Source organism: Desulforhopalus sp. IMCC35007 (genome assembly GCF_005116575.1).
Taxonomy (GTDB): domain Bacteria; phylum Desulfobacterota; class Desulfobulbia; order Desulfobulbales; family Desulfocapsaceae; genus Desulforhopalus_A.
In genome coordinates this window covers 188,342-210,373 of the sequence record NZ_SWCN01000006.1, presented here as the reverse complement: position 1 = coordinate 210,373, position 22,032 = coordinate 188,342, and the positions used below count along the sequence as shown (strand labels likewise).

Below are 22,032 nucleotides of genomic sequence, written 5' to 3'. Positions count from 1 at the left end.
ACTAGAATTTTACTTCTTGCGACGGTATCTCGCTCCTACCAGACCAAGCAACCCTGCGCCAAACAGCAGCATAGTGGCAGGCTCTGGAACAGGGGCAACACCAACTAACTGGCTCTGCCTGTCTGCGCCACCCCAAGTCGAACCCTCTGTTATATTTACTGCGAAAACGTTCCATCCGGAAGCATCAAAATCAAAGTCTTTCAACTCATTCCAAGCCGACTGTTGACCGCCAATCTCATCTTCCAGATACCAGATAGCTTTTTGCACTTTTTGACCAGCGTTAGTCACACCACCAAACACATCTGAGGCGAAGGCCGCATACAGCCATTTTGTGTCGATTGACAGTTCATCCCTACCATCAACAGCACCACCTCCACCACCATCTGCATAATTACCTACAGAGTCTACGTAATATTCGTGACCAGGGGTAAAATATACCTGACTTTCCAGACAGAACGAAATGTAGTCTTTACCATCATGTGTCATGGTATAGGGGGATGTCCAATCATTTTGCATTTTTATGGTGTCACCAGCCATTGGTAATGCGAAAACAGGACTTGCTATAAACAATACTGCGATACTGATTAGTGCTATTACTAAACGATATGATCTCATACTCTCTCCTTTTATTTCAACAAACACTGCTTGACTGACTACAGAATAGCAAGAAAAATGCCAGATCACACGAAAATCATGATATCTCGTAACAGCCAGTAATAAAAGCATATTTATCTGTAGAGAAAGTTAAAGCGCCACATTGTGGTATGAAAAACCGGAAAAGATATCTAAGAGCTTGATTTGTTCATCAATAATTATTTTGCCAGGCTGCGACTCCATAGAAATCCGACAAATAACACCTTCTTTTATGTGTGTATTTTATTAATAATTACATATTGTTATACTTGTAAATATAGTTCATCATTAATTAATGCTTTCTCTTTTTCAGACATAATGGGTTCGTTATTTCGGAATAAAGGCACAGTAACCTGGCCGCGGCCCTACCTGAGGATGGTTGCGACAGGTATCAGGCCTCTTTTCATAGACGGTGCAGCGCCGACTTACAGGATCAAGATAGAGACAGTCCCCGTTTGCCATGCGAGTCAGGGTAAAAAGCCCGGTTTTTTCATGGTAGTGTTCTACCTGCCCATCTTTGCTGAGCCGTTTGAAAATGCGCTTCATATTGTCATCAAGTTCAAATGCATCGATGAGGTCAAGTCGTACAAGATCTACAGCCTTTACCTCAACCGGCAGGCTGCAACAGGTACCTGTGCAGCGGTCACACATTTTTTTCTTATATTTTGCCCAGGTGGCAAGATCATCAACACGGGTTGCAACAGCGGGAATTTTTAACATACGAATTCTCTGGGTAAATACGCTATACTGTTCTGTCTGCATCAAGCAGGCGAATCAAGTGTGGTTTTTAAATAAAAACTGGCGTATCTAGCATATTTGAGAGAAAAAAAACAGGAATCTAACGAGATATTGATATGAATCGATTCAGAAGAACAGAGCAACTCCTTGGTAAAAAGCGATTTCAAAGCCTCCAGTTAAAAAGAGTTGCGGTGGTAGGCCTGGGCGCAGTAGGCGGATATGTCCTGGAGGGCCTTGCCCGGGCCGGGGTTGAAGCTCTGCGTATTGTGGATTTTGACACCGTCCAGACCAGTAATATCAACAGGCAGATCATTGCTTTGGAATCAACCCTTGGCCGCCCTAAGGTAGATGTCCTTAAAGAACGGCTCATGGATATCAACCCAGGCTGCATTGTCCAGGCACTCCCCATTTTTGCATGTGAGGAAACCCTGGAGGAGATTTTTAGTCCGAGACCAGACCTGCTTATCGATGCGATTGATTCCCTGAATCCAAAAACCCAGCTGCTCCACGGAGCATATGTACGCGGTATTCCCACAATAAGCTCCATGGGAGCGGCACTGCGTACGGATCCCACGCTCATACGAACAGGTGACATTTTTGATACTTCAAACTGCCCGCTGGCAAAACATCTGCGTAAAAGGTTGCGAAGACGAGAGGTTGGCCGTGGGATACAATGCGTCTACTCTACAGAAAAAGTGGCTTTCGATTATACCCCGCCAGAAGAAGATGCAACTATAGGAGAGACTCCTTATAGTGAGCGTGGCAGGTCAAGAAACATCCTCGGCAGTCTTCCCACAATCACGGGAATATTTGGACTCACCATTGCCAATCTCGCCATCTTCGAACTCACCAGGACTCCAGATGACGATAATTGAGTCCTACTGCAGGGTCTGTCTGGCTATAAGGGCAGCGCCGTAGGCACCGATCGACTGAGGATCATCCGGGACAAGGACCGTGCGGCCAAGTTTTTCTGACAAAAGAGCGACCATGCAGCTATTCCTGGCAACGCCACCGGTAAAGACAATATCTCCATCTCCATCGGCTGAGACTCTGCGGATCATCCCCACGGCGCGCCGGACGACACTGTCATGCAGGCCCCGAGCGATTTCCCTTCTGCTCTCTCCTTTTGCTATCAGCGATGTCACCTCTGATTCGGCAAAAACCGTACACATGCTTGAAATATTAATCTCTTTTTCGGCAAGAAGAGCTTCAGCTCCAAAGTTATCGATGTCAAAGCCCAGACTCCGGGCCATGATTTCCAAAAATTTTCCAGTTCCCGCAGCACAACGATCATTCATTTCAAACTTTTTTACCTTACCCGTATCAAAAAGAACTATCGCTTTGCTGTCCTGTCCTCCGATATCAAGAATTGCTCGGGCATCTGGAAAAAGTCTGGCAACTCCGGTGGCATGAGCTTTTATTTCTGTTACCGTGGGCGCATCAAAGGAGAGCTCAAAGAGGTTTCGTCCATAGCCTGTGGCAAGTATCTGGTCATACTCGACCTGTTCAAGCATCTTTTTGGCCTCAGAAATAGGATCAAAACCCGTATCAGCCTGCAAACTAGCCACCATGTCACCGGCCTCATCAACCACGACCAGTTCAATGGTCCGAGAGCCTATATCAATTCCGGCATAACGCATAATACCTCACCTTCTCTTTTTCCTGACCGGAGGCAATCTTTGTGTCAATTGACAACAAAGATTGCCCGTGGACTAATTCAGCTAGCCCCTGTCTTGTCCTCCTGCAAGAATCAGGAGAGTTGTTCAATAAATGCCTCAACCCGGGTTTTCAGCTGCCCCATATCCTCCATGGAGTAGTCTGTTTCAATCCGCAGACAGGGGATACCGTTTTCCTCCATCGATTTTTCAACAGGAATCGCTTCCATCAGGTAGGGCTGACAGAACTGAAGACCGTAGTGGATAACGCCATCGGCTTTATACATTTGGGCCATCTCCTTGACGTGATCCAGGCGCTCTGTATTTGGGGTAAAAATAGCGCAATCCACCTGGAAGTATCTATCCACAAGAGCCTCGATCATCTCGTCTACGGTTTCACCGCTATCATCTGTCAGATTTCTGGTACCACGCTCTCCGACACAGGACTCTTCACCGACAATCACGCCTCCTGATGCCTCTACAATCATTGGGAGTTTCCAGTTTGGTACCGCCTGAGGACAACCAGAAATGAGGATCCTTGGAGTTTTCACCTTAAAACCCCCCTCTCCTTTTGCAATACGCTGCTCCAGTTCGTCACAGATTTTATTCACCGACTCGGTAAAACGTGCAGGATTGTCATAGAAAAAGACCTGATTGGCCAAAAGTGCATCGAGACCTGAGATTGGCGCGGGGTCTGCTTTGCGAAGAGCAAGCAGACGATGCATGGCTTTTCGTTTTGCATTTACCACCCGGATCCCCTCTCTTAAGGATTCTTTGGTAATGGAGACTCCCGTAAGCTCTTCCACTGCCTCCTTAAAACGAAGATATTCAGCTTTCAGCAGTGCTCTGCCATTGGCGGACTTAACCTGGGGCAGATCCATCACATAAAGGTTATCAATCATATGTCCCAGGGTTTCATAGGCTTTTTTCTTGCCGTCGCAGGTATTCTCACCTACAACCATATCTGCACTTTCCAGATAAGGACAGACCTTACCTATTTTGAAACCAAAGGCGGATTTTATAAGGGCACAGGTATTGCGCGGTAGCAGTTTTTCTACCTCTTCCATGGCGAAATCAGCACCGGAACAGAGCCCCACCAAGGTAGCGCCAGCAGCAAGGGCGATCTCTTCAGGAACAAAAACACAATAGGAACCAATAATTTTTCTTCCGGCGGCCTTTTCATCAAGCAATTCCTTGATCCGAAGGCCATGGACCTCACTCATGACAAAGTCGAAATAGGCCATTGTATCAGGGCGATTCTTCTGTGCCAGAAAGACATCGGTATACGCCTGTCCTAATACTCCCAGAAGCTGATCGTGCGCCTCAAGGTTGAGGCCCATTTCTTTCCACATTGGTCTGTAATCTTCTGCCATTTGTCCACTCCTCTCATATCTATCTTTGATTTTTAACACATGAAGACAGCTCAGGATTTCCGTCTTTTACACACACTCGTCAGAAAAAATATCATGAAAAACAGGTTGTTTTCCTTCAGATATTCAGCGATAAATGAAGCATATAGCCCATACTGCACCAATCTGTCCAACAGGTAATACCTATGTCAAATTCACCCTAAATAGGAATTACCAATAAAAAAGGGGAGACAATCTTTTGATTACCTCCCCATGCCCTCCAAGCAGCTTAATACATAATACAGACAGTTTACTGGATGAAATAGTTACTTTACCTCCACATCAAAGCTTGTCAGCTATTTCCACCCCCTGGGATATAGCCCGCTTGGCATCAAGTTCTCCTGCCTCCAAGGCTCCACCGATGAGATGGTATGCGACACCTGCACTGTCGAGTTCATGAACCAGATCCAGGGCTGATTCCTGACCTGCACAGACGACGACGTCATCCACTTCAAGAAGAAGGTTTTCACCACCCTGCCGAATTGCCAGCCCTCCAGGATCGACAGAGAGATATTCGACACCGGTCAGCATCTTCACCCCATTTTTTTTAAGGCTGGCCCGATGTATCCAGCCTGTGGTTTTACCAAGACCTGCACCAGGCTTTGTTGTTTTTCGCTGGAGTAGATACACCGTCCGTTTGGGGATGCTCTTCTCCACATTCATAAGACCACCAGGGGTAGCGTAATCCATGTCAACCCCCCATTCCGCCATAAAAGATGGAATACTTTCTTCTCCCTGGTCATGAAGGAGATAAGTTGCCACGTCAAAGCCAATGCCTCCTGCCCCTATTATGGCAACTTTCTGACCTGGAACCTTGTCTCCAGCAAGGACTTCGTTATACAAGGACACATTTGGGCTATCAATCCCTGGGATAGAGATTTTCCTTGGCACCACCCCCGTACTCATAACAATTTCATCAAACTCCTTGAGTTCTACAACAGCAGGTGAAGATTCCAACCGCACATCTACCTCAAAGAGTTCCAGCTGTCTTCTATAGTAGCGCAGTGTCTCAGCAAACTCCGATTTTCCGGGAATCTGTCTCGCCAGACGGAACTGGCCACCGAGATGTGCCGTTCTCTCATAGAGGGTCACCTTATGACCTCGGGCCGCAGCAGTTGTTGCGCAGGCAAGGCCTGCGGGTCCTGCTCCAATGACCGCAATTTTTTTACTTTGTGTGGCCGGAATAAAGGGGCGTTCCGTTTCATGGCAGGCCCTGGGGTTAACCAGGCAGCTTGAGGTTTTTCTTGCAAAGATATGATCAAGACAGGCCTGATTACAGCCTATGCAACTGTTGATTTCATCACTACGCCCAGATACCGTTTTCCTCACCCATTCGGGATCAGCCAGAAAAGGCCGCGCCATACTGACCATATCGGCACATCCACCTGCCAGCACTGATTCGGCCACATCAGGCATATTTATCCGGTTCGTGGCAACCAGAGGGACATTCACCTCTCCCATCAGCCTCTTGGTAACCCAGGCATAACAGGCTCTTGGAACCACTGTGGCGATGGTCGGAACCCTCGCCTCATGCCAGCCAATACCTGTGTTAATGATAGAAACCCCCGCCTTTTCCATTAATTGAGCAAGAGCGACAACCTCTTCCCAGCTGGAACCATCTTTGACCAGATCAAGCATGGAGAGACGATAGATGATGATAAAATCATCACCAACAGCTTTGCGTACTCCGCGGACCACTTCAAGAGGAAAACGTACCCTGTTTTCAAAAGGCCCACCCCAGTCATCTTCTCTTTTATTGGTTTTTCGGGCAATGAACTGGTTCAGAAGATAACCTTCTGAACCCATGATTTCTACCCCGTTATAACCCGACTCTCTTGCAAGACTTGCACATCTGACAAAGTCTGCAATAGTACTTTTTATGCCTTTTTCACTGAGTGCCCGTGGTCGGAACCGGTTAATGGGAGCCCGTATTGCACTGGGGGCAACACAGAGAGGGTGATAACCATATCTTCCGGTATGCAGGATCTGCATGCAGATCTTGCCCCCTGCATCATGAACCGCTTTTGTGATACATTGATGATCCGCCACCTGGGATGCTTTTGCCAGGCGAATCGAAAAAGGAGAAACCCAACCGGCACGATTAGGGGCAACACCCCCTGTTACTATAAGACCCACACCACCGGCTGCCCGGGCTGCAAAATAAGCAGCCATCTTTTTAAAGCCGCCCTTTTCCTCTTCAAGACCTGTGTGCATTGAGCCCATCAGCACCCGGTTTCTGAGAGTCGTAAATCCCAGATCAAGAGGTTGTAGCAGGTTTGGGTAGGCAATTTTTCCCGTTTTCATATTCGACTGAATCCTCCATAACGTAATTGTATTACCTGGTTTTTCCTTGCACCTCTAAATAGTTATACTATAACTATTGTTGTGTTCACCTCTTTTCAACGACTTCAACAAATAATTTATCTCAAGGTATCGGTTATGCATTATCAGGGAAACATTTTCAGACCCCCCAGTGAAGCAAACTCTATCCTGCTACAGGTTACCACCGGCTGTTCCCATAACAAATGCACTTTTTGCGGGATGTACAAGGGAAGCCGCTTCTCCATAAAAGATGAGGCAACGATCATGGCCGACATCGACTTTGCAGCTAAGCATTGCCGCAGACAGGAGCGCCTCTTTCTCTGCGACGGAGATGCCCTGATCATCCCCCAGAAACGATTGCTTGCCATCCTTGAACAGATTCATAAAAAACTCCCATGGGTGACCAGGGTCGGTACCTACGCCAACACCAAATCCATAAAGATGAAAAATGAAGCCCAGCTCCAGGAACTCTACAACCTTGGTCTCACTATTGCCTATATGGGCCTTGAGTCGGGCGATGATGTCACCTTGACTGGTATCCACAAAGGCGCTACAAGCCAGCAGATGATTGACATGGGTAAAAAGCTTCGCGCAGCTGGTATGAAGCTCTCAATCACCGTTCTTTTAGGCGTTGCAGGCCTTGAACGTTCCCATATTCATGCAAAAGAAACAGGGCGAGTTCTCACAGCAATTGACCCTGAATTTGTCGGTGCACTCAGCCTCATGCTCACCCCAAACACGCCACTCTATCAGGAAGCAGAAAAAGGCACCTTCGTCCTGCCTGGAGCAGAGCAGATGTTGGAAGAACTCTTTATCATGTTTTCAGAAACCACGCTCTCAAACGGTTACTTCCACGCAAACCATGCCTCAAACTACCTCCCCATACGGGCAAAGCTTCCAGGCGACAAAGAAGCCACCCTGCAACTCATACAAAAAGCACTGGCTGGAAAGATAAACTTAAAGCCTGAATATATGCGTGGCCTATAGTACAAACAACACGACCCCCTGCTGCTCATGGCAACAGAGGGTCGTTTGTACAAAACGATCGACGTCGCCGCTTAGAACCTGTAGTTAACGCCTACAGTTACAAGAAAAGCAGAGGCATCTGTGAACTCGCCATAGATTCTACCCGCAGGATCGACTGTAACCTCACGGGTTTCTTTGTAATCGTACAACATAGCGATACCAAGATCGAGATTATCGTTGAGCTTATACTGCAGACCGGCAGAATAGAGCCATGCATCGGAATCAGGAATAGAAAAATCAACATGCTCCGTTGGGATAGGATTCTTATCATAGCCAAATCCAGCCATCAGATCGATTTTTTCGTTTAAACCGTAAGTTAAGCCTATACGAAATGCATCCGTATCATCCCAGTCTCTTGCAACAGCGGCCTCAAATGGATTTCCTGGAATTTGTGGAGAATAATTAAAATCAAGCTCTTCATATTCAGACCAGAACGTTCTGTCATAAGTGAATTCAACATTTAAATTGTCGAGAATATCATAAGCTACTGAAAAAGCCAGTACTGCGGGGGCTGGAACAGATACAGATGCAGGAGTCCTCAGCACAGTTCCCATCAAGTTCAGGTCAGTAGTTTCATCAAAATCCAGATCAACATTCGACCTGTATGTAGCTGATATATTTAAATTGTCATAGGGCTTAACAGCGAGAGCAACGTTCCAGCCCCATTCCACAGTATCCCCTTCCATACTTCTTGATAACGGTACACCAATGCCTGAAGCATCACTTGAGACAGTTGCGTCAGCATAGAGCATACGTGGACCAGCAGCGATGGAGACCATATCACCTAGAGCATAGGAAACAGTAGGATTTACTTCAATCACCTCCAGGGAAAATTCTTCAGCACTCGCTTTTGCATATGGGTCTTCCCATTGTTTAGCCAATCCATATGGTGCGACAATAGCAAGACCAAAACGAGCCCCACCATAGTTTGGTGACACCATAAAACCGGTGGGAACAAAAAAGTGCTCACTTTCCGATTCACTGTCATAGAAAGAAGTTCTATAATCTTCGTATTGAATCGGTGAGAGATAAATGTAGGTCATGTCTGCTTGAATCTGCCAGGTATCTTCCATCCATGACATGTTAGCCGGATTGTAATATGCGGCATCGGCTCTTACCGCAGATGCAATATTTGCCCCGGCCTTTGCAGTTGAATCAACGGACTGCTCCGGAATACGCCAGCCAGAAGCCATTGCAGAACCAGCAACAAAAAGAGATGCTAACGCCAGTACAGAAAATTTTTTCTTCATACTCTTTTCCCCTCAGTATTAAGAAGTTCAACGAACCTGCCCGACCAAGCAGCAGATACCTAAGCTCCGATTTGACCACAAATAGCCAAACTCAGAAGCATCCAATCTATATATGACCTTTACGTACAGGTGAACCTCATTGATAACCTTACCCTCCCTCTAGGGCGTGTCTCATTTCTAATACATAAACCTAATATATGTCAACTATAAAGATAACTTAAACCTTTTATTGCTGATCGGTTGAGGGTTTTTTGCCCATTACTCTGGAACCTGCTCTTTTTGAATACAGAACATAGCGAATACATCAGATCAACAGGTTTCTGTTTCAGGGATTTTTATTTTTTCAATTTCCTTTAAAATCTCTCCCTCCATGACAACCGCTTTACCGCTTTTATCGGCCACAACAAAGGTGATAAGGGCATCTGCTGCCACTTTATCACTGCCTTTAAAAAGAATTTTCTGTTGCAAGACCACACTTCTCCTCCCGATCTCGGCAACATCGGTGGAAACCACAAGGATTGCCCCGACAGGTACAGCACTTCTGTAATTGACATTTATATTTACCACGAGAAAGATAAGCCCTCGTTCTGCCCATTTTCTCAGGTCAATTTTTGATTCCAATACCGCCCATCGATCTTCTTCAAAAAATTCTAGATATCTGGCATTATTGACATGCCCATAGAAATCGGCATGATATCCCCTCACCTTTATCTCTGTTAAGTATTTCATTTTTCTCCCTTTGCAATTGCACCAATATACCGACAGGCTAAAAACATACCTCTAAAAGATGCCCCGCCCCGGTGTCCTCGGTCAAAGATACCGGGGCGTTACGGTGAGAAAGGCATCAGGAAGGCTTGCCGAACCCTCTCAAGAAATCCTGTAATGCATTTGGGTTATTTGACTTGATTGTCCCCGAGAGAAAATCCTTCATTCCTGGCCGATAATCTTCATCCCAGATCTTAACGAAAAATTCAGGACTGGTCTTGCAGACACAGTCCGCACTATCAACCACCTTGCCTTCACAGACCTCGCATGATTCCGAGCTGAGTTTTACGGTCTTTTTGATGTCGCCCAGAGAAAAGTAGAAGGTCATGGGCTTTCCAACAGAACCCGGAACAAAAGCGTTTGTCAGGCCTGCAAATATTTCCTCAACCATAATGAAGCTCCACCTACAGTGATTTGATTTTTTCCGTTAGAATCGGCACAAACTGTTTGAGATCAGAAACCACCAGGACATCGGCAACTTCTCCAATAGGTGCATCCTTGTCCGTATTAATGGCCACGATAAATTCTGATTTCTTCATCCCCGCCAGATGCTGAATGGCTCCTGAAATACCACAGGCCACATACAGTTTTGGCGCCACTGTCTGGCCGGTTGTACCGACCTGACGGTTATGTTCTACCCATTCTGAATCCACCACAGGCCTGCTGGCGCCATATTCACCGCCCAGGGCCTTGGCCAGATCAGCCACCATCGCAACGTTTTCCGGCTTTCCGATTCCACGTCCCGCACTGACAATAACCTGGGCCTTACCGAGATCAACTCCACCGGCTGCCGCCTGCTCATAGCCGGTAAATTCAATCTTTGCGTCAGTTGCTCCTGTTATTTTTTCAACCGCAGGGCTACCTGTTGGCTCCTCAGTCAGGGCGAACGCGCCGCTCTGCAAGGTGATTACAGTTTTTTCCGTACCCACTTTCACATCACGACGCAGCTTGGCATTACATACAGGTACCACCATTGTTCCATTGTCCACCCCAACAACCTCTGAGATCTGAGCCGCCTTTAACGCAAAGGCAAGGCGTGGAGCCAGATCCCAGCCGTAGGAGGAGTGACAGAAAACCACACAGTCGGGATTTTCCTTGGCCACAACATCGAGAATCAGCGCCTTATGGGCATCCGGGTTATATTCTTTTGCCTCAGCCACGTCGGCCAGGTAGAGTTTTCCATCGTACTTGGGTAAAGCAGCTTCACTGCCCACCAGAAACATTGCGGTTTCCGCTCCGAGAACCTTGGCAAACGCCATGAGTTCGTAACTGCCGCCCAGGAGTTTTCCTTCTCTGCTTTCTGCAATAAGTAATAATTTCATCAAGTCGCCTCCTAAGCAAGAACGCCGGTTTTATCTTTAAGTATTTTGATGAGTTGGTCAGCAAGATCAGCTGCATCGCCTTCGAGTACCTGTCCCCCGCCTTTTTTCTCTGGGAAATACATTTTCAGTGTTTCCTGACGGGCATCAACCTTGAGCAGCTCTGCAATATTTGTGGTCAGCAACTCCTTTTTCTTGGCCTTCATGATATTTGGCAAAGTGGGATAGCGTGGAGTATTCAAACCGAGCTGACAGGTGATCACCACAGGGGTTGCCACTTTAAGACAGGCCTTCACCCCCCCTTCAAGCTCTCGTTTTGCCTCAACCATTCCATCCGCATAGGAGAATTCAACCACCGTAGAGACGCCTGAAATTCCCAGCATCTCACCCACGAGCAGGCCAACCTGACCGCTGCCACGGTCCTGGGACTGCATTCCTGTAAAAATCAGATCAAAGCCCTTGTCTCTTGCATATTCTGCAATAACGCCTGCTATCATATAGGGCTCTTTGGTGGACACGTCTTCATCAAGGATATGGGCACCACGATCACAACCCATTGCCAAGGCCTTTTTCATGGTTTCCTTGACCTGATCCGAACCGATACAAAGTACCGTGATGTCTCCTTCCTTCACCTGTTCTTTTAGCTGAACCGCCTGCTCGACTGCATATTCATCGTACTCATTCATTCGCCAGGCAAGATCAGTCTTTGCATACCAGGTTCCACGCTCATCTATCTTGAATTTAGATTCCATATCAGGAACCTGCTTGATGCATACGAGTATTTTCATTATTTCCTCCAGTTTTCAGAGCTGAGTAATTTGAAATTGGTTCGTCTTTTTACTGAATTCGTTCAGCCAATATTTCCGCAATATCTTTCGGCTTCAAGGTCCCTTCGAGCTCGGCACCTTTCACACCATCCTCAAACATTGTCAAACAGAACGGGCAGTTTGAAACCAGAACATCGGCTCCAGTCTCAGCAGCCATCTGCACCCGCCTGATGTTGATCCTCTCACCGATATTTTCTTCTGCCAAAATGCGCCCGCCACCCGCGCTGCAGCAAAAGGCCTCTGCTCGGTTTTTCTCCATCTCCACCAGTTTTCCTCCAGCGGCCTCGATTAATTTTCTCGGCGCCTCATAGATGTCATTATGACGGCCGAGATAGCAGGAGTCATGATAAGTGCAACTGAGGTCCTGAGCGTTTATGCGCAGCCGGCCACTTTTGAGCAGTTCTTCAAGGAAAACGGTATAGGTCATAACCTCGGCCTCAAAACCGAGATCCTGATAATCTTTTTTCAAGGTATTAAAGCAGTGAGGGCAAGCAGTTACAATCTTTTGCACCCCATAACTCTTAAACGTCTCAATATTTTCGTTTGCCAGGGTCTGATAGAGGTACTCATTTCCCATTTTGCGCATGGGCTCACCGCAGCACTTCTCCTCTTTACCGAGTATACCAATCTTAACGTCAGCCGCCTGACAAAGTTTTACAAAACTTTTTGCAACCGCAATATTGCGTTTATCAAAGGAGCCATAACAACCGACGAAAAAGAGTATTTCGACCTCTGTATCCTCTGCCAGGGTCTTAATACCGAGATCGGTGATCCAGTCCCCACGTTCAGCATAACCGACCCCTAAAGGATTCCCGTTCACTTCCGTGGCCTCCATGGCCGCCATCACCTCTTCCCCAGGAAACTCGCCTTCCATCAACACCATGGAGCGCCTGAGATCTATGATCTTATTAACATGTTCGATTGCCGCAGGACATATCTCCTGGCAGGCACGACAAGTTGTGCAGGCCCAGAGAACATCTTTTCCAATGGTATCGACAAGGACACTGTCAGGCGCATCGAAGGCAACCTCGCCCAGCTGATTGATAACCTTCATCGGGGACAGGGGTTTACCAGTTGCAAATGCGGGACAACGATCCTGGCAACGCATACAGAGGGTGCAGGCGTCTGTGTCAAAGATGTCTTTCCAGGTCATTTCTCCGATTTTCGAGACCCCAAAACTTTCCGCATCTTCGTCCTCAAGGTTTAAGGTGACCAGTTTGCCTTTGGGCCCGAGATCAGTAAAGAAGTAGTTGGCGCTCGTAGTGAGAATGTGTCTGAATTTAGTCAGTGGGATGAGAATAAAAAAAGCCATCACCAGAAGAAGATGAAACCACCATGTGACCTTGTGCAGGGCAAGAAGACCGCCTTCACCCATGCCGACAATAGCGTTTGCAACCAGAAGACCAACGGGAGACCACGGAGCAAGAGGGGTTCCAAGCTCGGTCACCGCCATTCGTGCCCCTTCTATGAGAAAACCCGTAATCAAAATACCAAACAGCAGACTATGCATGATGGCATCGTCATTTTTGGTCTCCAGCCCTTCGGGGGCATAAAAATAGCGGCGCACCAGAAGCCCGCCCAGCATAATCATGCAGACAAGGCCTGCAATATCCAGCACGATGGAAAAAAGTTTATAAAAGGTTCCCGTTAAAAATTTTACATCAAAGAGCAGGTCGGTGAAATCCGCCTGGATAACGATCAGGGTCGTACCGATGAAAAGCAGGCCAAAGCCCCAGAAAAAAAGACCATGGAGCAGGCCGGGCCAGATCACCCGGCTGACTTTTTTCTGTAACAGGACATTTTGCAGCATCATAACAAGCCGTCTCAGGCGCTGATCATCACGGACAAGAGGTTGCCCCTGTTGATAGATTTTAACGCGGCCATAAAAGCCCTTTACCAGTAAACCAATGGCAAAAATAGCCAACAGGTACATAGGAACAAGAGTCCAGGCCCCGTGACCGACATTCCAATATATTTCCCTGGTGTATTCCATTATTTTCTCCAGTTACAGTGGGTCATAGATCAATATTGTTGCGTTTGCGACTACCTCGTCAAACTACTACCGATAACCAGGCGCTGCACTTCACTCGTGCCCTCATAGATTTCTGTGATTTTTGCATCCCGCATCATGCGTTCCACAGGGAAGTCACGGGTATAACCATAGCCACCAAGGATCTGAACCGCCTGGGTCGTCACTTTCATCGCCGTTTCACTGGCCATGAGCTTTGCCATGGCAGATTGCTGGGAATAACCAAGGCCCCTACTTGCCCTGTATCCAGCATTGTAAATGAGAAGCCGTGCGGCCTCAATTTGCGTTGCCATATCGGCCAGCTGAAACTGTACGCCCTGAAAACTACAGATAGGCTTATCAAACTGCTTCCTCTCTTTGGCATAACTTACCGCCGCATCAAGAGCGCCCTGGGCTATACCCAAGGCCTGTGCCGCGATGCCAATTCGTCCCCCATCCAAAGTTTTCATGGCCACCTTAAAACCCTGGCCTTCTTCTCCTAAAAGGTTTTCAGCGGGAATAATGCAGTTTTCAAAGACGATCTCCATTGTTGGAGAAGATCGGATACCCATTTTTTGCTCTTTTTTGCCAAAAGAGAAGCCTGGGCTACCTTTTTCAATGATAAAGGCAGAAATACCATGGTGTTTTTCCGCCTGTTTGTCTGTTCTGGCAAAGACGATATAGGTGTCGGCTTCACCCGCGTTGGTGATAAAGATTTTTGATCCGTTTACTCTCCAGCCGTCTCCATCTCTTACAGCGGTGGTTTTCGTGCCACCCGCATCTGAGCCAGCAGAGGTTTCCGTAAGACCAAAAGCTCCCATCTTTTCTCCAAGGGCAAGAGGTATTAAAAACTTTTCTTTCTGCTGCTCATTACCAAAAAGATAGACAGGATTGGAACCGAGGGAAAGATGGGCTGACAAGGTCACTCCCGTGGAGGCACAGACCCGCGACAGCTCTTCGACTGCGATGGCATAACTGATATAATCAGCACCTGCACCACCGTATTTTTCTGGAAAAACTATTCCGGTAAGGCCAAGCTCGGCCAGGCGATCAAACATCAGAGCCCGGTCAAAGTATTCATTTTCATCACGCTCCCTGGCCGATGGCAGAACCTCTTTTTCTGCAAATTCACGAACCATCTCACGCAACAAACTCTGTTCTTCAGTGTGTTCAAAAATCATAACTCATTCTCCCTAAGAGAAATTACAACTTAACATCACACATCTTCATAATCTTTTTCCTTTATAAAAAATGTTTACGTAAAGGTCAAGACAATTAATCAAACTTTCACACTTGCTCCTACAATCCTCAACAGGTGATAGAATGCATCTTTTTTCAATTGACACATAAACATTGACCATGCTACCTTTACGTTAACATATTACGTAAAGGTGATACCACCTCCACAAAGGAAGCGACAATGAGTACAGCAAACTTAAAATCCGTTCAGATTGGTGAATTAGCCAAAAACCTTAAGATCACTACCCGAACAATTCGATACTATGAAGAAATAGGCCTGATGGGAAGAAATGAGAGGCTTGATGGTGCGACCCGGTCTTACAATCGTGAGGATATCCTGCGCCTCAAATTTATCCTCAAACTCAAGACCATGGGCATCTCACTCAAAGAGATACAGGAGCTCTCAGATATTTTCGATATCAACGAAAAAAATTTCGACACCATCACTCCAAAACTGATTGAGATACTCGACAGCCACATCGCAAGGGTTGATGAAAAGATGGCAAACCTGTCGTCTCTTCGCAATGATATTGTTGACTACAGGGTTCGCATAACCGAACTGCTTAACGACAAGGCCAAGAAAAAATAGCCCCATAGAAAATATTGATTTCTGCAAAAAAAAGAGAGCCCCTATCGTACGATAGGGGCTCTCTTTTTTTATGATCAGCCTGCCAGCAGATGACACAGCTAATAATTTTAATAATGGTTTACTGCTTATAGATAAACGTCCCCACATGTTCACCATTGAGTGCTCTGGTAATATTCCCAGGAACCAGGCCATTAACAATCTGTACCTTATCCAGTACTTCACTGTTTTGAATGATCTCCAGACAGGGACGCTCAATGACCAGATCATCCTGGCCGTTATCAAGCAGATCCTGTGCCCCGATTTCGGCTATAAAAGCTGCATCCGGGTTTTTCTTTGGATCTTCGGTGTACAGACCGTTCTCATCTTTTATAAAAAGCACGGTCTTTGAACCGACAAGATCAGCGAGGATCACAAGTCCAACATCAGTTCGATGAATCGGAATGCGCCCCACCTTTGGCTTAATGGCAAAATAGTCATAAGGTGGCATACCATGCATGACCGGGATAATATTTTCGGCAAAATAGGTGGGTAACTTGACTATATCGGAATGGCTGATCTGCACCCCGCCCCAGGGAGAAAGCAAGGTTGCAATCATCAAGGCATTCTGCTCAGAAACCATACTGCCGAATTTTGCGATAACCCCTGTTGGCATACCCATTTCAAGCCCGATGGTGTAGATATGTCTACTCCGGGTACCGCCACCTGTGGTGAGTACCATCTTGTGATCTGCACGGTTACGAACGATCTCTTTTAATACCTGAGGAAGAGCTTTTGCGCCTCGGTCACAGATAGACTGCCCACCAATCTTCATCAGTTTTACATCGGGGTAGAGTCTCTCCTGAGGGGCAATGTCGAGCTGGTCGATAAATTCTTTACTCACCAGGCTCTCACCCATCAGGTTACTTTTGACGTGAAGTCTTTTACCATCTTTTTCTCGCACCAATGCCATATTATATTTCTCCCACTATGCAAAGTTCCAATTATGGCTATTTTTTTTCTGATTCTGATTTTGGATCACGCTTTAAAAGAATCAGGTCCGACTTGGTCTCTTTAGCAATTTGCTCGATTTCTTTTTTCCTTAAGTGATCGGCGTATACTTTAAGATCTATACCGCTTACTGCAATGATACGGTAACGGGGACTACGTGAGCCTTCTTTAGCCTTTGATCGTTCACGGTAAAATATTTTTCCTGCCATTATATTTTCTCCAAATTTAAAATAGTGCATAAGGGCAATGCCTTGTGTCGTTTCGTTTCGTCGGCTTCCCGACTGTATATATCGTATGTGCTGTGAAACCAGTTGGCAAGTGCAGGATGAAAGTTATTTTAAGTTATTTAAGGTTATTTAAGGTGCAAAAGACAAACTTTCAACATGGAATTATTGACAGCTTACAAAACGAAAGGTTTAGTGTTTTTTCACTTTTTAAAAGGCCTGCAGGGCGAGGCACCATGACTTTGGAGACAATATGCAGATTTACCTCAGTATTGATGATACAGACAACCTTGAGAGTATCGGGTCGGGGCAGCTTGCGGAAAACCTCACCGAATCACTCATTGTAGAAGGCCTTGCTTTGAGTTGTTCCAATATTACCCGGCACCAGCTCTTTTACCATGATGACATCCCCTACACCTCCCACAACAGCTCAATGTGTTTTACGGCTTTTATAAACGACTCTGCCTACAATAATATTATCGATTTTACCTCAACCTACCTCAAGCAGCACTCAGCTCCCGGTTCAGATCCGGGTCTCTGCGTTGCAAGGGAAAGTGAGCAACTCAACAGAGAGGCACTCATATATTTTGGTGAACAGGCAAAAACTACTATTTTAAACAAAGATAAGGCCTATCAATTGGCCAACAAAACCAATGTTCATCTGTCTGAACATGGCGGTACCGGAGATGGGGTAGTGGGTGCTCTGGCAGGGATTGGTCTGCGTCTGCAGGGCAGCGACGGCAGATTCCGGGGATGGTTCAACATGGGAGAAGTAGGTCAGATCACAACTCCGGAAAAACTGTGTACCCATCCTTGTGTAACCGCTGTTGTCGATGAACTCTTCCAACCGCTCGATGCAAATAGCCCCATTCGAATTACAGATGACAAGATCAAAACCATCCTGCACAATCATATGCAGGTGGTTCCCGTCTGCCGGGATTTGACAGCAAACAACGGCAGTCCTCTCTGGGCAACCCTCGGCCGCAAGCAAGTGAAGATTTTCTAACCTGCCCCCTATCCTTACTGTTACAGCTTCAGTCAAAGAGCAGCAGCCCGGACCGTCGCGTAGTCCGGACTGCTACACAGGCAGGTAACCCCAGTTTCACCTACCCCAAGCCGAATTTCCGCGTGATTTTCGTTTTAATTGTCTGAACAATAAAAGGCGTCAGCCGTTTCTTTTCTTTGAGGATCTGTTTCATAAGATCCTTTTTCTTTTCAGGGACCTCAGGACGAACGGCGGGCACCAGTGACAGGGAATGGGTAGGACAGGCACTGATACAGGCACCACAGCCCAGACAATTATCCGCCATCACCCGCATCTGTTTTTTCACCTTCTTCCCCAGAACAGGGGTAAGTTCGAGCGCTGTAACGTTACAGGCTTTTTTACAGAGCCCGCAGCCGACACAGGTTTCTTCATCGATTGCCAGGGTGTAGTTGGTTTTTGCCACCCCCATGGGAAAACCCTGCTGCACGCCACCAAGCAACTCACAGCAACAGGAGCAGCAGTTACAGATAAAAGAAGGTTTGTAGCGGATATTGTCCGTTATGTGGGTGAGATTGAGATCCCGCGCACCTTCGAGTATCTTCAACAGCTCATCTGTGCTCCGTTTTTCGGCAAAGCCGCGGCGAACCATAAATTTTGCAGCAGTACCCAGAGAGATACAGATTTCTTTGGTGGGGGCATTTTTGTCACAACTTTTGCCTAAGTGCTCTTTTTTATGCCGACAGTAGCACATGCCAATGGCGCCATAGCCAGCATTTTTAATAATCTCCCGGGCACTTTCATAGGTTGCAACCTGTGAGGAAACCGGAATGTGCTCCTCATAGGCAAGAGTTCTCGTCAGAGGTGTTTTTGAGGCAAAGAATTCCCTGCCCATTTTCTGCTCAGGGTCGCCAAAAAGATATTCCTCCATGAGCTGGGCAAGCTCCGCCACAGGCAGATCCTGACGCTGCTTCATAAAGGTAAACTCAAAAAATCCGATCAGACCCGGCATCAGAAGATAGTAAGTTTTACCTCCATATTTTGACTCAAAGACAAGACCTTTTTCTGCCATTTTATCAAGGGCTGGCTCAAGCTTGCCACTCTCCCAGCCTGTCGAGCGCACAAGTTCCTTCAGAGTCGCCTCTGTGAGTGGAAAGCGCGAAGCAATAAAGGCCTCATCTTCACTAAAAATAATTGCCAGGATCCTCCGCAACTTGTCACTATCCGGCAAGCCGATGGGATATTTATTCAGACGATCAATAAGCGGTACAATGCTGCTTTTTCCATCAAGATGGTGACCCATCACAACTCCTTTTCTCTACATATTCATGATGTATTGATCTCTATGAGCGTACACACGCTCCCAGACACGTTCAAAACCTTCAATATCATTAACAGGTTTTTTAATCATCCGGTTGAAAGTTTTTTCCTGCTCCGGAGAATTTTCATAGCTCAAAATCATCTGTAGGGCGAAACGACTATAGTCTTTGATAAGAAAGCTGAAAACCTGTTCGATCACATCGCTATCCGTGTTATAGATCCTTGCATTTTCAAGGATGAGCTGGGCATAGACCACAAGGGTGAACAACTCTCCTGCCCCAAGCATATAGTCGATATTTTTCGCCTGCTCAACGGTCGGTGGGGCCGCAACCAGTAACTCTCTGAACAGTTTAACCTGTTCAAAGAACAGAAGTACATTGGGGCCCGTTAACCCTTCATAGGCTATTGCGTAGTCAGGAAAAGAAACTGTCGCCAGTTTTCCTGTTTTCTGTCTGAAAAGATACTCGTCATCTCCAGCCTCTTTCATTTGGGGCACGGCTGGATAGGAAAGAGGAGCAAAAAAATAGTTTTTTACGAACTTAATGATAAGGGCCATGTTCACATGCTCTGTGCCCTCAAGCTTTGGCAGCATCCCCACATCGCGCAGGGCCATTTCAAAATAAGTATCCTGTTCATATCCTTTGGCGGCGATAATTTCATGGAGCAGATGCACCACCCGCTCTCCCTGGCCGGTCACTTTCATTTTTACCACAGGATTAAAAAGCAGATAGCGCCTGTCATCGTCTGAGGCAGCCCGCATATAATCTGCCGCTCTGAAGGCCACCAGCTTTGCTGCAATCAGCCTTGCATAGCTTTCACAAAACAGTTTTTTCACATGGGGAAAGTCGGTCACCCAGCGTCCATAGAGATTTCGACCTGCTGCATGATTGAGCGCCTCGTAAAAACAGTGGGTGGCAATCCCCACAGAAGCGCAGCCCAGCTCAAACTTACCTATATTTATGGTGTTGAGAGATGAATTCCAGGCAAGCTCGCCCAGCGAAAGAATATCTTTTTCTGTGATGGGATAGTCGTCAAGTCTGTATTCGGCAACATACGCCTGCCGGACACCTGAGGTCGCTATTTTTTTCACGCATTCATAGCAATCGTGCTTGGGATCCACTACAAAAAACACATAATCACCGGTGGGCTCCAGTTTGCCAAAGGTGGAGACCAGGCCTGCACAGTTACCATTACCAATATAATATTTGGATCCTTTGGCCAGATAGGTGCCCTTACCATCTGGAACAAGCTTCATTTCCGAAGAATAGAGATCAGCCCCATGGGTCTGCTCTGAGAGGCCAAAAGCAAACACGCCGCCTTCTTCAAGCAATCTTGCGGTCTTCTGTTTGACCTCTTCATTTTCCCCCATCCAGATGGGGCCAAGGCCTAGAATAGTCACCTGCCAGGCGTACCAGTAACAGAGACCATAAAAGGCGAGAATCTCGTTGAATTCACTGATCCGATACATATCCCAGCGCCCCCCGAGCTTACTGTAGCTGGCAGGAGTCAGAAAATGGGCAAAGATCTGTTCTTTCTCTATAAATTCCAGAAAATCTTCATACCAGACGGCGGCCTGATCGTCTTCTTTGATTTTTTTAAGGCCTTTTGTCTCAAAAAACGCAATGGTTTTTAAGGCCAGCTCTTCTGACTTGGGATCGGCATGAAAACGCTTATATTTCTGAGGATTGAATAGTTCCACATTTTCTCCTGTTTTCTCGGTGAAGTGTCACCTCTGGGCTGTCTGCACCACGGATACTCTCATTCCAACACGGCGGCCTTGTACAAGGCCTGAACCTCAGGCCATAAGCCAGAAATTTCAAGGGCTGCCCGCAATCGTTCCGGGTCTTTGAGAAAATCCATCATAAAAACAATTTCCGACGCTTTGAGGTAGATATGAAAGACATCCTGCATCCTGCCGCCCAGCAGTTTATCAATAAGGTGCATCAGATTATCTTCCCCAAGATACTGATGGAGCTGTTGCACCCTTACAAGTAGTTTTGAGAGATAAAACTCCAGAGTGTTCTGAATGCTGATAATGTTATGACGGTGTCCCGGCAGTACCTTTTTTCCCTCCAGAGCAGATAGCTTAACAATTGTGTCACAGTAAGCGGAATAGTTATGAAAACGCTCTCCCGTTTCCAGATCCACATCGAGAAGAGGCGACTGAAAGATGCCTTTTAAGAGGGTGTCACCACTTATAACGTAATCATCCACGGTATAGACCAGGTCACTTTGAGAATGTCCTGGACAGGCAAGAACACCAATCCCTAAATGATCCGGGATATCGGTCTCAGCTATGCTGTAGTTGTCAGGAAAAGGCGGCAGAATCGCCCCACTGGCAAATACTTTTCCGAGCTCCTCAAGATAGGCTGCATCAAAGCCCATCTCTGACAAGATCAGCGACATTTCCCCCATTCGCCTCGTGTGCTGGTGAGCCTTACAGGCATCTCTATACGGGAGATAGATTGTGGCATCACACCGTTTTTCCAGCCACAGCGCCTGACCATAGTGGTCTATGTGGCAGTGGGTAACGATAATATGCCGCAATCTATCCAGATCAATATGTTCTTGAAGATAAGAAGAACCTTCCTTCGTGGGAGGCCCGGTATCAAAGAGTACAAGTTCTCCATTGATTGTTGCCGTATAGCAGTGAACCGGGCCAACCACATAGGGGGTGTTAATAGTGTGTTGCGTAAAATCAACCATACTGATCCGTTGTAGAGAAAATCACCGCGCCCC

The 22,032-nt window shown here is 46.8% G+C and carries 21 protein-coding genes; 4 read left to right on the top strand and 17 right to left on the bottom strand.

Annotation, left to right across the window (positions count from 1 at the left end; translation table 11 throughout):
- Positions 1-9 precede the first annotated feature (9 nt).
- Positions 10-615: a PEP-CTERM sorting domain-containing protein gene (locus FCL48_RS08670; RefSeq protein WP_136871871.1), complete on the bottom strand. Its 606-nt coding sequence runs from the start codon at positions 613-615 to the stop codon at positions 10-12.
- A 345-nt stretch (positions 616-960) separates the two neighbouring features.
- Entirely contained in the window at positions 961-1,353 is a 393-nt protein-coding gene (locus FCL48_RS08665) for a YkgJ family cysteine cluster protein (RefSeq protein WP_136871870.1), read from the bottom strand.
- Between the two features lie 134 nt (positions 1,354-1,487).
- Here FCL48_RS08665 and FCL48_RS08660 point away from each other — a divergent pair, with 134 nt between their 5' ends.
- Positions 1,488-2,246: a ThiF family adenylyltransferase gene (locus FCL48_RS08660; RefSeq protein ID WP_136871869.1), complete on the top strand. Its 759-nt coding sequence runs from the start codon at positions 1,488-1,490 to the stop codon at positions 2,244-2,246.
- 3 nt (positions 2,247-2,249) lie between these two features.
- On the opposite strand, the gene FCL48_RS08655 is transcribed toward FCL48_RS08660, so the two are convergent.
- The 3 genes from FCL48_RS08655 to FCL48_RS08645 form a co-directional block, all read right to left on the bottom strand.
- Positions 2,250-3,011 (bottom strand): acyl-CoA dehydratase activase, encoded by a 762-nt coding sequence (locus FCL48_RS08655; protein ID WP_136871868.1) that lies wholly within the window; start codon positions 3,009-3,011, stop codon positions 2,250-2,252.
- Positions 3,012-3,121: 110 nt separating this feature from the next.
- Entirely contained in the window at positions 3,122-4,399 is a 1,278-nt protein-coding gene (locus FCL48_RS08650) for a double-cubane-cluster-containing anaerobic reductase (protein WP_136871867.1), read from the bottom strand.
- Between the two features lie 318 nt (positions 4,400-4,717).
- Complete coding sequence (locus tag FCL48_RS08645) at positions 4,718-6,739, bottom strand: NADPH-dependent 2,4-dienoyl-CoA reductase (protein WP_136871866.1); 2,022 nt, start codon at positions 6,737-6,739, stop codon at positions 4,718-4,720.
- A gap of 135 nt (positions 6,740-6,874) precedes the next feature.
- Between FCL48_RS08645 and FCL48_RS08640 the strand changes: the two genes are divergently transcribed.
- Positions 6,875-7,744 (top strand): radical SAM protein, encoded by an 870-nt coding sequence (locus FCL48_RS08640; protein ID WP_136871865.1) that lies wholly within the window; start codon positions 6,875-6,877, stop codon positions 7,742-7,744.
- Between the two features lie 71 nt (positions 7,745-7,815).
- On the opposite strand, the gene FCL48_RS08635 is transcribed toward FCL48_RS08640, so the two are convergent.
- The 7 genes from FCL48_RS08635 to FCL48_RS08605 all read right to left on the bottom strand — a co-directional run bounded on the left by FCL48_RS08635 (position 7,816) and on the right by FCL48_RS08605 (position 15,133).
- On the bottom strand, positions 7,816-9,033 hold the full coding sequence (locus FCL48_RS08635; protein WP_136871864.1) for an OmpP1/FadL family transporter: 1,218 nt from the start codon (positions 9,031-9,033) through the stop codon (positions 7,816-7,818).
- A gap of 309 nt (positions 9,034-9,342) precedes the next feature.
- A complete protein-coding gene (locus FCL48_RS08630; RefSeq protein ID WP_136871863.1) occupies positions 9,343-9,762 on the bottom strand; it encodes a thioesterase family protein in 420 nt (139 codons plus the stop codon).
- Positions 9,763-9,877: 115 nt separating this feature from the next.
- A complete protein-coding gene (locus FCL48_RS08625; protein WP_136871862.1) occupies positions 9,878-10,189 on the bottom strand; it encodes a hypothetical protein in 312 nt (103 codons plus the stop codon).
- 13 nt (positions 10,190-10,202) lie between these two features.
- Positions 10,203-11,120: an electron transfer flavoprotein subunit alpha/FixB family protein gene (locus FCL48_RS08620; RefSeq protein ID WP_136871861.1), complete on the bottom strand. Its 918-nt coding sequence runs from the start codon at positions 11,118-11,120 to the stop codon at positions 10,203-10,205.
- 11 nt (positions 11,121-11,131) lie between these two features.
- Positions 11,132-11,905 carry an electron transfer flavoprotein subunit beta/FixA family protein gene (locus FCL48_RS08615; protein ID WP_136871860.1) on the bottom strand — a complete coding sequence of 258 codons (774 nt, stop codon included), beginning with the start codon at positions 11,903-11,905 and terminating at the stop codon, positions 11,132-11,134.
- A gap of 49 nt (positions 11,906-11,954) precedes the next feature.
- A complete protein-coding gene (locus FCL48_RS08610; protein ID WP_136871859.1) occupies positions 11,955-13,937 on the bottom strand; it encodes a heterodisulfide reductase-related iron-sulfur binding cluster in 1,983 nt (660 codons plus the stop codon).
- 50 nt (positions 13,938-13,987) lie between these two features.
- Entirely contained in the window at positions 13,988-15,133 is a 1,146-nt protein-coding gene (locus FCL48_RS08605; RefSeq protein ID WP_136871858.1) for an acyl-CoA dehydrogenase, read from the bottom strand.
- 239 nt (positions 15,134-15,372) lie between these two features.
- Here FCL48_RS08605 and FCL48_RS08600 point away from each other — a divergent pair, with 239 nt between their 5' ends.
- On the top strand, positions 15,373-15,780 hold the full coding sequence (locus FCL48_RS08600) for a MerR family transcriptional regulator (RefSeq protein ID WP_136871857.1): 408 nt from the start codon (positions 15,373-15,375) through the stop codon (positions 15,778-15,780).
- 118 nt (positions 15,781-15,898) lie between these two features.
- Here FCL48_RS08600 and FCL48_RS08595 read toward each other — a convergent pair whose 3' ends face one another.
- Together FCL48_RS08595 and FCL48_RS08590 are read right to left on the bottom strand one after the other, a co-directional pair.
- Positions 15,899-16,729: a uridine kinase gene (locus FCL48_RS08595; RefSeq protein WP_136871856.1), complete on the bottom strand. Its 831-nt coding sequence runs from the start codon at positions 16,727-16,729 to the stop codon at positions 15,899-15,901.
- 37 nt (positions 16,730-16,766) lie between these two features.
- Positions 16,767-16,976: a hypothetical protein gene (locus FCL48_RS08590; RefSeq protein WP_136871855.1), complete on the bottom strand. Its 210-nt coding sequence runs from the start codon at positions 16,974-16,976 to the stop codon at positions 16,767-16,769.
- 268 nt (positions 16,977-17,244) lie between these two features.
- Between FCL48_RS08590 and FCL48_RS08585 the strand changes: the two genes are divergently transcribed.
- The gene (locus FCL48_RS08585) at positions 17,245-17,997 is read left to right on the top strand and encodes a hypothetical protein (RefSeq protein ID WP_136871854.1); all 753 of its coding nucleotides are present in this window, start codon (positions 17,245-17,247) and stop codon (positions 17,995-17,997) included.
- A 100-nt stretch (positions 17,998-18,097) separates the two neighbouring features.
- Here FCL48_RS08585 and FCL48_RS08580 read toward each other — a convergent pair whose 3' ends face one another.
- From FCL48_RS08580 to FCL48_RS08570, 3 genes are read right to left on the bottom strand one after another with little or no spacing between them, the layout of a single operon-like run.
- A complete protein-coding gene (locus FCL48_RS08580) occupies positions 18,098-19,276 on the bottom strand; it encodes a 4Fe-4S dicluster-binding protein (RefSeq protein ID WP_136871853.1) in 1,179 nt (392 codons plus the stop codon).
- 15 nt (positions 19,277-19,291) lie between these two features.
- Positions 19,292-20,992: an acyl-CoA dehydrogenase gene (locus FCL48_RS08575; RefSeq protein ID WP_136871852.1), complete on the bottom strand. Its 1,701-nt coding sequence runs from the start codon at positions 20,990-20,992 to the stop codon at positions 19,292-19,294.
- A gap of 59 nt (positions 20,993-21,051) precedes the next feature.
- Positions 21,052-21,999 carry an MBL fold metallo-hydrolase gene (locus FCL48_RS08570; RefSeq protein WP_136871851.1) on the bottom strand — a complete coding sequence of 316 codons (948 nt, stop codon included), beginning with the start codon at positions 21,997-21,999 and terminating at the stop codon, positions 21,052-21,054.
- Between the last annotated feature and the right edge of the window lie 33 nt (positions 22,000-22,032).

Coding starts and splice junctions, on each gene's coding strand:
- FCL48_RS08670 (WP_136871871.1), bottom strand. CDS start 615: ATGAGATCATATCGTTTAGTAATAGCACTAATCAGTATCGCAGTATTG.
- FCL48_RS08665 (WP_136871870.1), bottom strand. CDS start 1,353: ATGTTAAAAATTCCCGCTGTTGCAACCCGTGTTGATGATCTTGCCACC.
- FCL48_RS08660 (WP_136871869.1), top strand. CDS start 1,488: ATGAATCGATTCAGAAGAACAGAGCAACTCCTTGGTAAAAAGCGATTT.
- FCL48_RS08655 (WP_136871868.1), bottom strand. CDS start 3,011: ATGCGTTATGCCGGAATTGATATAGGCTCTCGGACCATTGAACTGGTC.
- FCL48_RS08650 (WP_136871867.1), bottom strand. CDS start 4,399: ATGGCAGAAGATTACAGACCAATGTGGAAAGAAATGGGCCTCAACCTT.
- FCL48_RS08645 (WP_136871866.1), bottom strand. CDS start 6,739: ATGAAAACGGGAAAAATTGCCTACCCAAACCTGCTACAACCTCTTGAT.
- FCL48_RS08640 (WP_136871865.1), top strand. CDS start 6,875: ATGCATTATCAGGGAAACATTTTCAGACCCCCCAGTGAAGCAAACTCT.
- FCL48_RS08635 (WP_136871864.1), bottom strand. CDS start 9,033: ATGAAGAAAAAATTTTCTGTACTGGCGTTAGCATCTCTTTTTGTTGCT.
- FCL48_RS08630 (WP_136871863.1), bottom strand. CDS start 9,762: ATGAAATACTTAACAGAGATAAAGGTGAGGGGATATCATGCCGATTTC.
- FCL48_RS08625 (WP_136871862.1), bottom strand. CDS start 10,189: ATGGTTGAGGAAATATTTGCAGGCCTGACAAACGCTTTTGTTCCGGGT.
- FCL48_RS08620 (WP_136871861.1), bottom strand. CDS start 11,120: ATGAAATTATTACTTATTGCAGAAAGCAGAGAAGGAAAACTCCTGGGC.
- FCL48_RS08615 (WP_136871860.1), bottom strand. CDS start 11,905: ATGAAAATACTCGTATGCATCAAGCAGGTTCCTGATATGGAATCTAAA.
- FCL48_RS08610 (WP_136871859.1), bottom strand. CDS start 13,937: ATGGAATACACCAGGGAAATATATTGGAATGTCGGTCACGGGGCCTGG.
- FCL48_RS08605 (WP_136871858.1), bottom strand. CDS start 15,133: ATGATTTTTGAACACACTGAAGAACAGAGTTTGTTGCGTGAGATGGTT.
- FCL48_RS08600 (WP_136871857.1), top strand. CDS start 15,373: ATGAGTACAGCAAACTTAAAATCCGTTCAGATTGGTGAATTAGCCAAA.
- FCL48_RS08595 (WP_136871856.1), bottom strand. CDS start 16,729: ATGGCATTGGTGCGAGAAAAAGATGGTAAAAGACTTCACGTCAAAAGT.
- FCL48_RS08590 (WP_136871855.1), bottom strand. CDS start 16,976: ATGGCAGGAAAAATATTTTACCGTGAACGATCAAAGGCTAAAGAAGGC.
- FCL48_RS08585 (WP_136871854.1), top strand. CDS start 17,245: ATGCAGATTTACCTCAGTATTGATGATACAGACAACCTTGAGAGTATC.
- FCL48_RS08580 (WP_136871853.1), bottom strand. CDS start 19,276: ATGGGTCACCATCTTGATGGAAAAAGCAGCATTGTACCGCTTATTGAT.
- FCL48_RS08570 (WP_136871851.1), bottom strand. CDS start 21,999: ATGGTTGATTTTACGCAACACACTATTAACACCCCCTATGTGGTTGGC.